This is a genomic window from Microbacterium murale, assembly GCF_030815955.1.
GTDB classification, from domain to species: Bacteria; Actinomycetota; Actinomycetes; order Actinomycetales; family Microbacteriaceae; genus Microbacterium; species Microbacterium murale_A.
This window is the reverse complement of sequence record NZ_JAUSXK010000001.1, coordinates 3,348,752-3,362,783: the sequence shown is the minus strand read 5'-3', so window position 1 is coordinate 3,362,783 and position 14,032 is coordinate 3,348,752. Positions and strand designations below refer to the sequence as shown.

13 protein-coding genes are annotated in these 14,032 nt (G+C 64.2%); 6 read left to right on the top strand and 7 right to left on the bottom strand.

The genetic code is table 11. The annotated features are described in order from the left end of the window. Nucleotides 1–18: 18 nt before the first annotated feature. Together QFZ46_RS16215 and QFZ46_RS16210 are read left to right on the top strand one after the other, a co-directional pair. On the top strand, nucleotides 19–1,440 hold the full coding sequence (locus tag QFZ46_RS16215; RefSeq protein WP_307363235.1) for an O-antigen ligase family protein: 1,422 nt from the start codon (nucleotides 19–21) through the stop codon (nucleotides 1,438–1,440). Then, nucleotides 1,437–2,738, top strand: coding sequence for an O-antigen ligase family protein (locus tag QFZ46_RS16210; RefSeq protein ID WP_307363234.1), 1,302 nt, complete (start codon nucleotides 1,437–1,439; stop codon nucleotides 2,736–2,738). Before QFZ46_RS16215 ends, QFZ46_RS16210 begins: the two co-directional genes overlap by 4 nt. Before the next feature lie 5 nt (nucleotides 2,739–2,743). Here QFZ46_RS16210 and galE read toward each other — a convergent pair whose 3' ends face one another. Continuing rightward, nucleotides 2,744–3,733, bottom strand: coding sequence for a UDP-glucose 4-epimerase GalE (gene galE / locus QFZ46_RS16205; protein WP_307363233.1), 990 nt, complete (start codon nucleotides 3,731–3,733; stop codon nucleotides 2,744–2,746). Between the two features lie 150 nt (nucleotides 3,734–3,883). Between galE and QFZ46_RS16200 the strand changes: the two genes are divergently transcribed. From QFZ46_RS16200 to QFZ46_RS16190, 3 genes are read left to right on the top strand one after another with little or no spacing between them, the layout of a single operon-like run. After that, a complete protein-coding gene (locus QFZ46_RS16200; RefSeq protein ID WP_307363232.1) occupies nucleotides 3,884–5,794 on the top strand; it encodes a glycosyltransferase in 1,911 nt (636 codons plus the stop codon). Further along, nucleotides 5,791–6,753: a glycosyltransferase gene (locus tag QFZ46_RS16195; RefSeq protein ID WP_307363231.1), complete on the top strand. Its 963-nt coding sequence runs from the start codon at nucleotides 5,791–5,793 to the stop codon at nucleotides 6,751–6,753. The genes QFZ46_RS16200 and QFZ46_RS16195 overlap by 4 nt, the downstream gene beginning before the upstream one ends. Next, on the top strand, nucleotides 6,753–7,349 hold the full coding sequence (locus tag QFZ46_RS16190) for a hypothetical protein (protein ID WP_307363230.1): 597 nt from the start codon (nucleotides 6,753–6,755) through the stop codon (nucleotides 7,347–7,349). The genes QFZ46_RS16195 and QFZ46_RS16190 overlap by 1 nt, the downstream gene beginning before the upstream one ends. A gap of 46 nt (nucleotides 7,350–7,395) precedes the next feature. On the opposite strand, the gene QFZ46_RS16185 is transcribed toward QFZ46_RS16190, so the two are convergent. The 6 genes from QFZ46_RS16185 to QFZ46_RS16160 all read right to left on the bottom strand — a co-directional run bounded on the left by QFZ46_RS16185 (nucleotide 7,396) and on the right by QFZ46_RS16160 (nucleotide 13,008). Next, complete coding sequence (locus QFZ46_RS16185; RefSeq protein ID WP_307363229.1) at nucleotides 7,396–8,136, bottom strand: ABC transporter ATP-binding protein; 741 nt, start codon at nucleotides 8,134–8,136, stop codon at nucleotides 7,396–7,398. Next, nucleotides 8,136–8,936, bottom strand: a complete 801-nt coding sequence (locus QFZ46_RS16180) for an ABC transporter permease (RefSeq protein ID WP_307363228.1) — start codon at nucleotides 8,934–8,936, stop codon at nucleotides 8,136–8,138. The genes QFZ46_RS16185 and QFZ46_RS16180 overlap by 1 nt, the downstream gene beginning before the upstream one ends. A 10-nt stretch (nucleotides 8,937–8,946) precedes the next feature. Continuing rightward, a complete protein-coding gene (gene glf, locus QFZ46_RS16175; RefSeq protein WP_307363227.1) occupies nucleotides 8,947–10,083 on the bottom strand; it encodes a UDP-galactopyranose mutase in 1,137 nt (378 codons plus the stop codon). A 63-nt stretch (nucleotides 10,084–10,146) separates the two neighbouring features. Next, a complete protein-coding gene (locus QFZ46_RS16170) occupies nucleotides 10,147–11,592 on the bottom strand; it encodes a hypothetical protein (RefSeq protein ID WP_307363226.1) in 1,446 nt (481 codons plus the stop codon). Then, the gene (locus QFZ46_RS16165; RefSeq protein WP_307363225.1) at nucleotides 11,589–12,008 is read right to left on the bottom strand and encodes a GtrA family protein; all 420 of its coding nucleotides are present in this window, start codon (nucleotides 12,006–12,008) and stop codon (nucleotides 11,589–11,591) included. The genes QFZ46_RS16170 and QFZ46_RS16165 overlap by 4 nt, the downstream gene beginning before the upstream one ends. Next, nucleotides 12,001–13,008 carry a glycosyltransferase family 2 protein gene (locus tag QFZ46_RS16160; RefSeq protein WP_307363224.1) on the bottom strand — a complete coding sequence of 336 codons (1,008 nt, stop codon included), beginning with the start codon at nucleotides 13,006–13,008 and terminating at the stop codon, nucleotides 12,001–12,003. The genes QFZ46_RS16165 and QFZ46_RS16160 overlap by 8 nt, the downstream gene beginning before the upstream one ends. A 122-nt stretch (nucleotides 13,009–13,130) precedes the next feature. Here QFZ46_RS16160 and QFZ46_RS16155 point away from each other — a divergent pair, with 122 nt between their 5' ends. Continuing rightward, the gene (locus tag QFZ46_RS16155; protein ID WP_307363223.1) at nucleotides 13,131–14,015 is read left to right on the top strand and encodes a glycosyltransferase; all 885 of its coding nucleotides are present in this window, start codon (nucleotides 13,131–13,133) and stop codon (nucleotides 14,013–14,015) included. Nucleotides 14,016–14,032: the final 17 nt, after the last annotated feature.

Below are 14,032 nucleotides of genomic sequence, written 5' to 3'. Positions count from 1 at the left end.
CGCGGTAGCCTGAAGCCGATGGCGCAGTACACGAAGCATCCAGTGACAGCCCCGCCCACCGCGCCGGAGCGCGAGTCGACGGGGCATCTGCTGTTGCGCGGTTATGTCATCCTCGTTTTCGTCGTGGCCTTCGCCCACACCGCTCTGTACAACCTCGTCGGCCAGATCGGCGCGGGCGTCGTGATGATACTGCTCACGCTGGCGGCTCTCGCGATCGCGATTCCGATGATCGCGCGCGGCGAACCGCATCCGTTCCCGTGGCGGCGCCTGCCCTGGTCCGCGCTCGGATATGTGGGGCTCGCACTGGTGTCTGTGGCGTGGTCCCAGTGGCGGCTGCCGACCATCATTACCTGGTTGCTCCTCGCCGCCGTCACCGTGAACGCCTTGCTGATCGCGCACGCGTTCAGCTGGCAGGAGATCGTGCGCGCGCTCGCGTCGGCGTTCAAATGGATCCTCGGCCTGTCCCTTGCGCTCGAGCTCTGGGTTTCCGCTGTGGTGCACGGCCCGCTGCTGCCGAATTTTCTGACTCTCCCCGACGGCGAAGTCGACCCGCACTGGTACTGGGTACGGGACAACCTCTTCGACGGAGGCCGCATCCAGGGGATCGTCGGCAATTCGAATGTGCTCGCGATCATCAGCCTGTTCGCGATCGTGACGTTCGGGGTGCGCTTCGCGTTGCGCGCGCGCTGGCGCACGACGCTCGTGATGTGGATGACCCTGGCCGCGTTCATGATGTTCCGGGCATCCTCGGCGACCACGTACGTCTGCGCACTGGCCGCCGCCGTGGTGCTCATGGTGGCTCTGCTGATCCGGCGTGCGCGCACGCCAGGGGCACGCGCCCGGATCTATGCGATCTGCGGCGGGGCGGTCGTCATCGTCGTCGCAGCCGTGATCGTCTTCCACCGGCCGCTCTTCGAAGCGCTCGGACGCAGCGCCGATCTGACCGGTCGCACCGACGTCATCTGGACGAAGGTGCTCGATCGGGCCGCCACCCACCCGGTCTTCGGCAATGGATTCTCCAGCCCTTGGATTCCCACCGACCCGGCGTTCGACGGCTGGATCACAGACCACGGCATCACGGTGTTCCACGCCCACAACATGTGGCTCGATGTCCTGATGCAGCTCGGCGCGGTCGGCGTTCTGCTGATGGCCGCCGCATACTTCGGCCTGCTGTGGCGCGCATGGTTCTTCGCCGCGGATCGCCCGCGCTGGAATCTCCGCGCCGACCGTCCCTATTCCCCGCTGACGTTGCTGCCGCTGCTCTTCACCGTCATCCTGCTCGTCCAGGGCCTCGCCGAGTCCACCCCGATCATGCTCTGGGGATGGTTGATGCTGGTGCTCTTCTCATTCAAGATCAAATCGGTGCCTTTGGTGGGCGTCGGCCTGAACGAGCAGTCCCGCGTCACGGAGCGTGGCAGCAGGGTCCGGCGCATCCCGTGACCTCGACCCAGGATCGATTGGGCCGACTGCTCGGCTCCGTCGAGATGGCGCGTGCATACACTCTGGCCGCGCTCACGGCCACGTTCGGATCTTTCATGATCGAGCGGATGACATCGGAGACCACGTACGCCACGATCATCGTGCTGCTGTGCGTACTGGGCGTCGCGATCCTGTTCGTGCGGCGCGAAGAGCTCTCGTTGCTGCGGATCGCGCCCTCATCGCTGTTCGCGTTCCTCGCTCTCGCGCTCGCGAGTGTGATCTGGACGACGGATCGCGCCGACACTCTCGTCGGGTGGTTGTGGACGTTCGGCTTCGCGATAATCGCGATCACGATCGGTCATATCCGTGACACCTTGCAGACGGTTCGCGCGATCGGCGACACCCTGCGGGCGCTGCTGCTCGTCTCGCTCGGGGTCGAGATCCTCTCCGGCATCCTCATCGACGTGCCGATCGCTTTCCTTCAGATCGAGGGGAACCTGGCGATCGGCGGGCCGATCCAGGGCGTCTTCGGCACGCGCAACATGCTCGGCTTCGTTGCGGTGATCGCCCTGATCACGTTCTTCATAGAGTGGCGCACCCAGTCGGTCATCGCTCCGATCGCGATTCCATCCATCGCACTCGCCGGCTTCCTCGCGCTGCTGTCCGCATCACCGACCGTGTTGGTGCTGGCCGTCGCCGTCGGGGTGGTGACCGCAGCGCTCACGATCGTGCGCCACACGCCGACAGCGCATCGCAACCTCGTGCAATGGACGCTGGGCGCACTCGCCGTCGCGTCGCTCGTGGTCGCGTTCGTGTTCCGGCATCCGATCATCGCCTGGATGGGCGCGGGCTCCGATTTCTCGATCCGCGCAGATCTGTGGAACCAGATCCTCGACTTCGTGGCGATCAGGCCTCTCCAGGGTTGGGGATGGTTCGGCCCATGGCAACGTGGCGAGTACCCGTTCACCTACATCAACTACCTGCTCGACAACCAGCACCAGACCGCTTTGAACGCCTTCTTCGATGTGCTGCTGCAACTCGGCATCGCCGGCCTCCTGCTGTTCCTGATCTTGGGCGGCGTCGCTCTGATCAGGTCGTGGCTGGTGGCCAGCGTGCGGCACTCGGTCGTGTACGCGTGGACGCCGCTCGTGCTCGTGACCCTCGCCGTCGACTCGATGTTCGAGAGCTTCACGCTCGAGGGGGCGGGGTGGTTCATGCTCGTCCTCTGCGCGCTCCGCGCCGGGCAATCCCGGTCATGGCGCGAGAACATAGATGCGGCGAACACGGGAGTCATCCCTACGCTGCGTGCACAGGGGTGAGAGTCTCAGCTCCGTGAGCGAAGCGCTTCCGACCAGGCCAGAGCGTCGCGCACGCCGTCGTCGACCGAGCGCTCGGCTCTCCAGCCGAGGATGGAAGCGGCACGATCGACGATCGCGTAGGCGCCGGCCTGGTCACCGGCTCGACGGTCCGTCTCCACGATCGGCAGCGCCTGCTTGGTGACGCGCTCGAATGCTGCGACGAGCTCGCGAACGGTGACGCCGTCACCCGTGCCGATGTTGATGACCTGGTACGGCGCGGATGCCGGTGCGACCTCGTCGAAGCGCTGCACGGCGGCCACATGGGCGAGCGCCAGGTCCCACACGTGGATGTAGTCCCGGAGCCCGGAGCCGTCGCGCGTCGGCCAATCGGTCCCCGTGATCGTGAACGGCTCACCCGCCGCGCGCGCCTGCATGATCTTGCCCAGCGCATGCGACGGTGTGGGATTCTGCAGGCCGGAGCGCAGACGCGGGTCCGCGCCGATCGGGTTGAAGTACCGCAGCACGATGGCCCGCAGGTCGCCGGCCTTCGCTGCGTCGGCGAGGATGCTCTCGACCATCGCCTTGGTCATGGCGTAAGGGCTTGACGGCGCGAGAGGCGCGGTCTCGTCGACGCCCTCGCCGCCCTCGCCGAAGTAGACAGCTGCGGACGAGCTGAAAACGATGCGCGTCATACCGCGCTCACGGAGGTGACGGAACAGGACGATGCTCTTGCCGACGTTCGTGTCGTAGTACCCGAGCGGATCGGCGACCGAGTCCGGCACGACGATCCGCGCGGCGCAGTGCACGACGACATCGATGTCGGGGTGGTCGGCGACGATCCGGTCGATGAGCTCAGGATCGGCGATATCACCCACGTAAAGGTTGCGACCTTCGCCGAACTCCTTGCGCCCGGTGGAAAGGTCGTCGAGGATCACTGTCTCGATGCCCGCCTCGAGGCATGCCGTCGCCACGGTCGAACCGATGTATCCGGCACCGCCGGTGATCAGAGCCTTCATCGTGCCCCATCGTACCCGTGGCATCCACCGGTGATCGCGTACCGCTGCGCGCTCTCCAGCGATCCACAACACGTGAAGGTAGGCTGATCTGTGCCCGCTATTCAGGTCTGTGCCCACGCGGCCGGGCGGAACAACTTCGGAGATCCACACGTGGCCCACGTCCTGCAGAACGTCGTCTTCCCCCTCGACCGCGACCCCGACCTCCTCCCGCTGTACGCCGATCCCGAGACGTGGTCCGTGATCGATGAGGAGCCCGTCCGCGTGTCGAATCGCGCACATCTGGGCAACATCCTGAGCCGTCACAGCGCACGCATCGTCGCCGGTCGACGAGTCTCGCTCGGCACTTATTTCAATGCGTTCCCGGCGTCGTACTGGCAGCACTGGACGAGCGTGCGTCAAGTGCGGCTGACCGTGCGCACCAAAGGTCCCGCCACCATCCTGGTCTACCGCTCGAACGGTTCTGGGGTGCGCCAGCGCGTGGACACCCGGGAGGTCACCGGCGACGCCGAGACGTCCTTCGACCTTGCCCTGACGCAGTACAGCGACGGCGGATGGATCTGGTTCGACATCGTCGCCGACGAGAAGGCCGCCATTCTGCAAGGGGCGGAGTGGACGACCGAGCAGGAGCCGCCGCGAACAGGCAAGGCCTCACTCGGCATCACGACCTACAACAAGCCCGATTACTGCGTCGAGACCCTCCAGGCCCTGGCGGCGTCGCCCGACGCGCTCGAGTTCGTCGACCGGATCTTCCTCGTCGATCAGGGCACGCAGCTCGTCGCGGAGCAGGAGGGCTACGCCGACGTCGCCGCCGCCCTCGGCGAGACGCTGCAAGTGATCCGGCAGCCGAATCTCGGCGGCTCAGGCGGCTTCGCCCGTGCCATGCACGAGACGCTGCAGCGACCCGAGAGCGACTTCGTGCAGCTGCTCGACGATGACGTGCGGCTCGAGCCCGAGTCCGTGCGCCGCTCGATCGTGTTCGGCCAGTTCGCGACCAACCCCGTGCTCGTCGGCGGTCACATGTTCGATCTGCTCGATCGCCCGAAGCTCCACGGCTGGGCAGAAGTGCTCGACAAGGTTCCTTTCATGTGGCGCAATCTCTACCAGGAGAAGATGCCGCACGACTTCGGTGCATCGAACCTGCGCCAGTCGAAGCTGCTGCACATGCGCATGGACGCCGACTACAACGGCTGGTGGATGTGCCTCATCCCTCTGGACGCCATCCGCAAGGTGGGTCTCTCCCTGCCGGCATTCATCAAATGGGACGATGCCGAGTTCTGCCTGCGTGCCGGGGAGGCAGGCTTCCCCACGGTCTCGATGCCCGGCGTCGCGCTCTGGCACGTCTCGTGGGTCAACAAGGACGATTCGATCGATTGGCAGGCGTACTTCCATGCCCGCAACCGCATCGTCGCAGGTCTGCTGCACTCCGAAGTCCCCCGTGGCGGCCGTCTGCTGACGCACAGCCGTCGCGTCGACCTCAAGCATCTGATGATGATGCAGTACTACCCCGTCGCCCTGCGCGCGCAGGCGCTGCGCGACATCCTGTCAGGGCCGGCGCATATGCGCGAGAACCTGTCGACGGCGATGCCAGGAGCACGCGCGCTCGCCGCCGATTTCCCGGAGACGGTCGTGCACCGTGATCCTTCAACGGTGCTGCACTCCCGCCACGGACGCCGGGTGTACAAGCAGCAGAAGCAGCACCAATTCGACAGCCCGACCGGGATTCAGCTTCGATGGTTCACCTTGACCACCCTCTTCGCGCACTGGGTGCACAGCCCGAATCCGGCGAACGTCGCGCAGCCGGAGGTCGAGTTCGGCAAAGAGGACGCGCACTGGTGGCGCCTTCCGGTGTTCGACAGCGCGCTGGTGAGCGCCGCTGACGGGTCGGGGAAGAACATCTACACACGCGACCGCAAGAAGTACCGGCGGATGCTGCGCGATACGGTGCGCCTGCATGCCGAACTACGGCGTCGTTGGCCCGAACTGCAGAAGCAGTATCGGGAGGCTCTCCCTGAGCTCGTCTCCCCCGAGTCCTGGCAGCAGATCTTCGAGGAGAAGGCATGACCGCGGCGCCCGCTGCATTCGATCCGGCGACGGCGACGATCGTGATCGTCACGTACAACCGATCGCATCTGCTCACACGGCTGCTCGACAGCATCACCGTGATGGATCCGAAGCCCGGACACGTCGTGATCATCGACAACGCCTCCGTCGACGACACGACAGATGTCGTCGATTCGTTCCGTGAACGCGTCGGCACGGAGATCGTGTACCGCAAGCTCGAGACCAACACCGGCGGGTCGGGCGGTTTCAGCGAGGGCATGCGCACGGCCTACGACTTGGGCTCCGAGTGGATCTGGATGATGGATGACGACGTCGAGGTGATTCCGGACGGCCTTGAACGCATGGGCGCGTGGACACCCCGCTTCAAGAGCATCCAGGGACGTCGATACGACTACGACGGCAGCGAGTTCTACTGGCAGTACCGGATCGCCGAACGAATGGGCATTCCGATCCCCTTCGCTCCTGCGGGCTTCGACGCGTCGAACTTCAAGGAGATGAACAGCGGATGCTTCGAGGGCATGTTCATCCACCGCTCGATCGTCACTCAGATCGGTCTCCCCGACCATCGCTTCTTCATCTACTGGGATGACCAGATGTACGGCTGGCTGGCTTCACGGCTCACCACGGCTGTGATCGTGAACGAATTCGTGCTGCGCCGCACCCGCGAGATCAAGCAGTGGGACATGGGCGTGCGCCACATGAACGCGTCGAGCAACGCATACCGGTACTACATCATGCGCAACCGCGCGTTCATCAAGAAGTACTATCGCGAACACGGCGTCTACAACCCCGTGCTGTTCGGACTGGGCACCACGGCGACGTTCTTCAAGGAACTCATCCGGCTGCTCTTCGTCGAGCGCACTGTTCGAGGCACGAGCAATCTGTTCCGTGGCATCCGAGACGGTGGCAAGATCGGACGCGACCGCACCTGGAAGCCCATGCCGGCGTTGGAGAACTGATGAGCGACGAGCAGCAGCCCCGAGCCGAGTGGATCTTCCCCGAGGAGAAGAAGAGCAACAAGGGTCGCGTCTGGTTGATCGTCGGATTGTCCGTGCTGGCAGTGGCCGTCGTCGGCGCGCTGCTGTTCTTCTTCCTTCCCCGGGGAAGCGACCCTGCACCGACGCCGAGCCCGACCGCGACAAAGACGGCGACGCCTACCCCGAGCCCGACGCCGACGCCGACTGTGATGCCGACACCCGAGCCGACAGCGCCCCCGGAGACCACGCCGCCGCCGGTTCCGGACCCCGACCTCGCGACTTTCGCCGCTCAGGTGCAGCCGCGTCTCGACGATGCCGTGACCGGGCTCTCGATCGCGGCCGGGTCGAGTGGTGAAGAGGCCGCTCAGGTCGTCGATTCGCTTCAGCAGGATGCCGGTCGCCTGTCGGATGCTGCGGCTCCGAGCTCGATCTCATCGACGTGGTACGAGTCCGTCGGACAATACAGTGCACGGCTCGGTGAGCTCCGCGGCGCGATAGAGAGCGGCTCCGACACGCAGGGCGCCATGGACGCGGCCGCCGCCGCACTGCAGGAGCTCCGTACCCTCGTCGGCCTCTGAATCGAACGCCAAGAGTGAAGCCGGCCGGTCACGGCCGCGGACCAGCTCAGGCGGCCGACGCCGAGTCTTCGTTGTAGCGGTCGAGCACCTCGTTGATGCCGGCATCCAGCACGAGTGCGCCCTTGTTGAGATACAGCCCGCGCGTGCAGAAGCGACGCAGGTCGCGTTCGTTGTGGCTGACGAAGAACAGCGTGCGTCCATCCGCGAGCAACTCGTCGATGCGCTTGTAGCACTTGTCGCGAAAAGCCTTGTCGCCGACCGCGAGGACTTCGTCGACCAGCAGGATCGGCTCATCGAGCTGCGATACGACCGAGAACGCGAGACGCACCTTCATGCCGTTCGACAGATGCTTGTACGGCGCATCCTGGAAGTCTTCGAGCTCCGCGAACTGGATGATGTCGTCGTAGCGCCGACTGACCTCCGCCTTGGACATCCCATGCAGCCCAGCGGTGAGCCGCACGTTCTCGCGCACCGTGAGATCGCCGACGAAACCACCGGTGATCTCGATGAGCGGTGCGACGCCGCCATTCACCGCGACCGCCCCCTCATCAGGGAGGAGCACGCCGGCGACCAGACGCAGCAGCGTGGACTTTCCCTGCCCGTTGCGTCCGACGACGCCGATCGACTCGCCCGGTTGCACTGTGAAAGAGACATCCCGCAGAGCCCAGAACTCCCCCGGCCGGTTGCGACGCGATGATCCGGCGAACAGATCCTTGAAGCTCCGGCGTCCCCGACGATTGCGGCGGAACCGAACACCCAGGCCATCGACCTCGATCGCAGCGACCATCACAGCTCCTTCAACACGGAACGTTCGAGGGAACGGAACACCCAGAGCCCCAGGACGAAGATGCAGATCGTCATGACGACGCTGATCAGGATGGTCATCGTGTGCCACTGGTCAGGGAAGAATCCGACCCGATAGAGCGTGAAGATGCCGGAAAGCGGATTGAACGCGCTGATCGTGTCGAAGGGGGCGGGAAGGTCGTTGACACTGTAGATCACCGGGGACGCGTAGAACAGAGCGCGAAGAATCAATGCCGTGGTGCGTTCCAGATCGGCGTAGAGCACGCACAGAGGAGCAACGAGCAGCCCCAGCCCGACGAGCAGCATCATCTGAAGGACGATGGCGACGGGGAACCACAGCAGCGACCAGCCGACGGTGATCTTGTCCGCGTTGAAGATGATGAACATCGCGAGCACAGGGATGGAGAAGAGGAACTCGAGTCCCTTGCTCAGCACGATGCGGTTGACCCAGATCGAACGCGGGATCGACGTCGAACGCACCAGTCTGGCGTCTCTGCGGAACGCGCGCGTGAAATCTGAGACCGAGGTGTTGAACCATACCCACGGCAGCAGAGCGAGGATGAGGAACACGATGTACGGCTGTTCGCCGATCTTGTCCCGGTGGAACACCTGGGTGAAGACGAACCAGTAGATCCCGCTCATGATCAGCGGGTCGAGCACAGACCACAGGTAGCCGAGCCAACTGGTGGCGTAGCGGACCTTCAGGTCGCGGGCGGACAGCAGCCACAGCGAATGCAGGTATCGCCGGGGCGTACCCGGCGCCCCGACAGCAGCGTGACTCACAGTTCCGAGCTTAGGCGAGTGTGTTGTTCCACATGGTCAGCGCCGAGCCGATGGCCATGTGCATGTCAAGGTACTGGTAGGTGCCGAGTCGCCCGCCGAAGTGGACGTCCTTCTCACCCTTCTGCAACTCGCGGTACGCGAGCAGGCCCTCACGGTCTGCAGGCGTGTTGACCGGGTAGTACGGCTCATCGGCCTTCTCCGCGAAACGGGAGAACTCGCGCATGATGACCGTCTTGTCATCCGGATAGATGTCCTTGCGCTCCGGGTGGAAGTGCTTGAACTCGTGGATGCGGGTGAACGGAACGTCCATGTCCGGATAGTTCATGACGGGCGTGCCCTGGAAGTCGCCGATGTTCAGCACCTCGCGCTCGAAGTCGAGCGTGCGCCAGCTGAGCTCGCCCTCGGCGTTGTCGAAGTAACGGTCGACGGGGCCGGTGTAGACGATCGGCACCTGTCCGACGAGCGCGTTGCGGTTCAGGGGCTGCGACTCGTCGAAGAAATCGACGTCGAGTTTGACCTCGATGTTCGGGTGATCAGCCATGCGCTCGAGCCAGGCGGTGTACCCGTCGGTGGGCAGGCCCTCCCAGGTGTCGCTGAAGTAGCGGTTGTCGTAGTTGTAGCGCACAGGGAGGCGGCTGACGATGTCACCGGAGAGCTTGTGCGGATCGGTCTGCCACTGCTTGGCGGTGTAGTCGCGGAAGAAGGCCTCGAACAGCGGTCGCCCGACGAGAGCGATGCCCTTCTCCTCGAAGTTCTGCGCCGACTTGACGTCGTACTCGCCGGCCTGCTCCTTGATGAGTGCGCGAGCCTCGTCAGGAGAGTACGCGGCCTGGAAGAACTGGTTGATGGTGCCCAGGTTCACTGGCATCGGGTACACGACGCTCTTGTGGTTCGTGTAGACGCGGTGCACGTAGTTCGTGAACGTGGTGAAGCGATTGACGTACTCCCACACTGTCGCGTTCGAGGTGTGGAAGAGGTGTGCTCCGTAACGGTGCACCTCGATCCCCGTTTCCGGGTCCGCCTCGCTGTAGGCGTTGCCGCCGATGTGCGGGCGGCGTTCGATGACTGTGACCTTGCGGCCGGCATCCGCGGCGCGCTCAGCGATGGTGAGGCCGAAGAAACCCGAGCCTACGACGAGAAGATCCATGGGATCCATCGTATCGGCGTCTCGCTGATGGATTGATCAGCACCACGAGCGCGGCCGACACGATCACCGCTCGAGCGCGAACAACTCGAAACGGTCGGTCACCCGCACTGAGGTGTATTCGCTGTCCAGCAGGCCCTGCAGCGCAGGGTCTCCGGCACCGGTCGCGGGGATGAGAACCCATTCCGGTCGCGACTGCTCGATATGCGCGACCGTGTCCGTGACGACCCGCGAATCGATGGTCCCCCACCACGGTTGGGTGATGAAGTACTTGTACGTCGGCAGGGTGTCGGTCATCAGGTAGTACGTCGCGGGGAGCGACCAGGGGAAGACCTCAGCACGTCGACTCTCGGGTACGTCGGACAGCACGTCATCGAGTTGCCCCTGATAGGAAGCCTCGACGTCGCGCACAGCGCCGTAGTACCTGATCGCGCTCGGCACCTGGTGCATGATCGTCGCCGACGAAGCGGCGATCATGATGACGGCGATGATGTTCCTCGATCGTGGACCCAGTGCGTGCATCAGCATGACGCCCCCCAGGACGACCAATGGGATGATCAGCGTCAGGTAATGCGCGTACGACGTCGTGGGCGACAGCACCGCGTAGACCGAAGTGACTCCCAGCATCACGCCCAGAACCCAAATCGACCTCCGCGCACCGAATCGCAGCAGTTGCCCGATGACTCCCGCACCCGCCATCGCGACCGTGAGCACGACCGTGAGCACGTAAGCGAGTGCCTTGGAGCGCGAGGAAGCATCGTCGAGGTAGCGCAGGTTGAACCAGAACGTCGCGTTGAGCATGTCGTCCAGGGTTCCCCGTAGAGCGAACCAGCCGACGATCGCTCCGGTCATCAGGATGAAGCCGACCACGGCGATGGCGAAGCGCTTGACGACCGGAGCGCGTCGCAGGATCAGTTGGATGAGAAGGCCGGCGAAAATGCCCGCGATGGGCATGGCGTTGTTCGCCCGAATGAAGAAGGTGAACGCGAAGGCGCAGCCCATCCCTGCGAGCAGGATCATCTCGCGTGCACTGCCCGGCTTCTCGTCGTCGGCGAGCACGCGGACTGCACCATAGAGGACGAAGATGATGAACGGGAGCGAGAACTCCTCCGAGAGGTTGCCGCCTTCGAAGGTGTACGAAAGCACCGCGAGCACGAGTGCCAGGATCCCGGCCGTGCCGAGAACAGACGTGAATCGCCGCGCGATCGACATGATGAGGGCGAGAGACACGGTCAGTGACACGACCTGCAGAGCGAAGATGCCGAGCCGCCCCTCGTGAACCACCTGACCCAGCCATTCGACGAAGAACAAGGTGGGACCCTTGTGATCCCATACGTCGACGTAGAGCTCCTGTCCGCGGTGCATCGCGCTGCCGATCACGCGGAAGATCGCGGAATCACCGCCATAGACGGTGTTGAAGAAGCTCGTCGTCGGTGACATGAACACGAGGAAGACCAGCGCGATCAGTCCCGCGATCGTCCAGCGCAGGAACACGCCCGCCGACCGAGTCACTCGCGGACTCCTCGAGGCTCTGCTGCCGACGGGAACACGAACCATGCGTACAGGAAGTAGTTCCAGATCATCGACACGATCGTCGCGCACCCCTTACCGACGAGAAGGACCAGTGGCTCGGCCATGAGACCGCCCAGGAGCATCGAGACGACTCCGATGATCGCAGGCTGCACGAGCCACAAAGCAGCAAGGGTCACCGCGGCGAACTTCATAATCTGAACTCTCTTGTCTCCCCCTGCCCGGAAGGTGATCGAGCGGTTCGCGAAGAAGCTGAAGACGAGCGCGACGCTGGTCGAGATCATGTTGGCGACGAAGATCCCCACCCCGAGCCGAGTCAGCAGGAACAGGATCGCGAAATCGATCGACGTGTTGAGCAGGCCGACGAGGATGAAACGCGCACTCCTGCTTTCAACCATCGAGATCGGTGCCGCCGGGGACTTCGGATCCACGCTGGTTAATGATCCCCGGGGTGCCCAGCCGAACCTCGCTGGTGAGGTAGACCGGACGCGCCTTCGTCTCGCTGAAGATCCGCGCGATGTACTCGCCGATGACGCCCAACGACATCAGCTGAACGCCGCCGAGAAACAGGATCACCGCCATGAGCGACGGGTAACCCGCAACCGACTCCCCACCCGGAATGAGCGCTCTCACGACGATGACGACAAGGTAGACGAATGCCGCCAGGGACACGATCACGCCGATGATCGAAGACAACCGCAGGGGAAGCGTGGTGAATGACGTGATGCCGTCGACTGCGAGGTTGCTGAGCTTCCAGTAGTTGAACTTCGTGCCTCCTGCCGCGCGTCGATCACGGTCGAACGGAACAGCGATCTTGCGGAAACCCACCAGAGAGAAGAGCGCCTTCATGTTTCGCTCGGATTCGCGATACAGCCGTAGTGCCATCACGCACTCCCGATCGAGGAGACGGAAGTCCCCCGTGTCGGCCTGGATGCTCACCCGGCTCACAGACTGCAGTACCCGGTAGTACCAGCGCGACGTCGATCGCTTGAGCCAGCTCTCGCCAGCACGGGAACTGCGTTGCGCGTAGACGTCCTGCCAGCCCTCTTCCCAGAGAGCGAGCATTCGCGGAATCAGCGAAGGCGGGTCCTGCAGATCCGCGTCGATCACGATCGTTGCGTCTGCCTCGGTGACATCCAGCCCGGCGAGCATCGCTCGTTCCTTGCCGAAGTTCCGGCTGAGCACCACCAAGGAGATACGGGAGTCTCGTCGGGCGAGCTCGCGAACGAAGTCTGCCGAGCCGTCGGTGCTGCCGTCATCCACGAACAGATACCCGAAGCGATATTCAGGTAGTTCCGCGAGAACCTTCTCCACCGTCTCGAAGAAGAGAGGCAGCACTGCGGCCTCATTGAACATCGGAACGAGGATCGAGATCGACTTCAACGGGTGGCTCTTCACGCAACGCCTTTCGCTGGGCGCACGACGGTGAGGCCGACGAAGCCCGAGCACACGACGAGAGGATCCATGGGAACCATCGTATCGGCGGTCGCGCAGCACGAAGTATCTAGACTGGAACCGCCATGACCCTGCAGATCTTCGTGCCCTTCTGGGGCGACCCCGACCTCCTGTTCGCCGCGATCGACTCCGTGCGCGCTCAACGCAGCCCGGACTGGGAGCTGACGATCATCGACGACTGCTACCCCGATGCCTCGGTCGGCGAGCGTCTGCGGGCCGAGCCGGACCCGCGCATCACCTACCTGCGCAACGAGACCAACCTCGGCATAACGGAGAACTACCGCGAGGCGATCCGTCGCGCGTCGGGTTCGTACATCACGATCCTCGGGTGCGATGATCTGCTGCATCCCAACTATGTCGACGTGATCTCGGACGTGATCGAGCGGCATCCGGATGTCGACGTGATCCAGCCTGGTGCGGAGGTCATCGATGAGCACGGCAAGGTGATCCGCCCGCTCGCGGACCGTGTCAAGCGAGGAGTGCTGACGCCGCGTGGCGGCGAAACCGTACTGACCGGCGAGCAGATGGCGACCAGCCTGCTGCGTGGCGACTGGCTGTACTGGCCGTCCCTCACGTTCCGTACCGAGACGCTGCAGCGCATCGACTTCCGTGAGGGTCTGCCGATCATCCAGGACCTCGCGCTGCTGATCGACATCGCGTTCGACGGCGGATCGCTGGTCTACACACCGACGTTGGCGTTCTCATATCGGCGGCACGGCTCGAGTGCCTCGCAGAAGACGCTGATGGATGGCCGACGCTTCCGCGATGAGCGGGAGTACTACCGCACCGCTCGCGAACTCGCCACGGACAGAGGCTGGCGTCGTACCGCCCGAGTGGCGCGTGTGCGGCTGATGGGCCGCCTGCACGCCGTGACCGAGCTGCCCGGCGTTCTGCGGCACGGCGACAGGGCTGGGCTAAAGTCGACTCTGGCTCATATCTTCGCCGTCTGACGCATCCGAGAGGCTCT

Excerpts from the sequence above, each read along its gene's own strand:
- QFZ46_RS16215 (WP_307363235.1), top strand. The coding sequence starts at position 19 with ATGGCGCAGTACACGAAGCATCCAGTGACAGCCCCGCCCACCGCGCCG.
- QFZ46_RS16195 (WP_307363231.1), top strand. The coding sequence starts at position 5,791 with ATGACCGCGGCGCCCGCTGCATTCGATCCGGCGACGGCGACGATCGTG.
- QFZ46_RS16155 (WP_307363223.1), top strand. The coding sequence starts at position 13,131 with ATGACCCTGCAGATCTTCGTGCCCTTCTGGGGCGACCCCGACCTCCTG.
- QFZ46_RS16165 (WP_307363225.1), bottom strand. The coding sequence starts at position 12,008 with ATGGTTGAAAGCAGGAGTGCGCGTTTCATCCTCGTCGGCCTGCTCAAC.
- galE (WP_307363233.1), bottom strand. The coding sequence starts at position 3,733 with ATGAAGGCTCTGATCACCGGCGGTGCCGGATACATCGGTTCGACCGTG.
- glf (WP_307363227.1), bottom strand. The coding sequence starts at position 10,083 with ATGGATCTTCTCGTCGTAGGCTCGGGTTTCTTCGGCCTCACCATCGCT.
- QFZ46_RS16190 (WP_307363230.1), top strand. The coding sequence starts at position 6,753 with ATGAGCGACGAGCAGCAGCCCCGAGCCGAGTGGATCTTCCCCGAGGAG.
- QFZ46_RS16185 (WP_307363229.1), bottom strand. The coding sequence starts at position 8,136 with ATGGTCGCTGCGATCGAGGTCGATGGCCTGGGTGTTCGGTTCCGCCGC.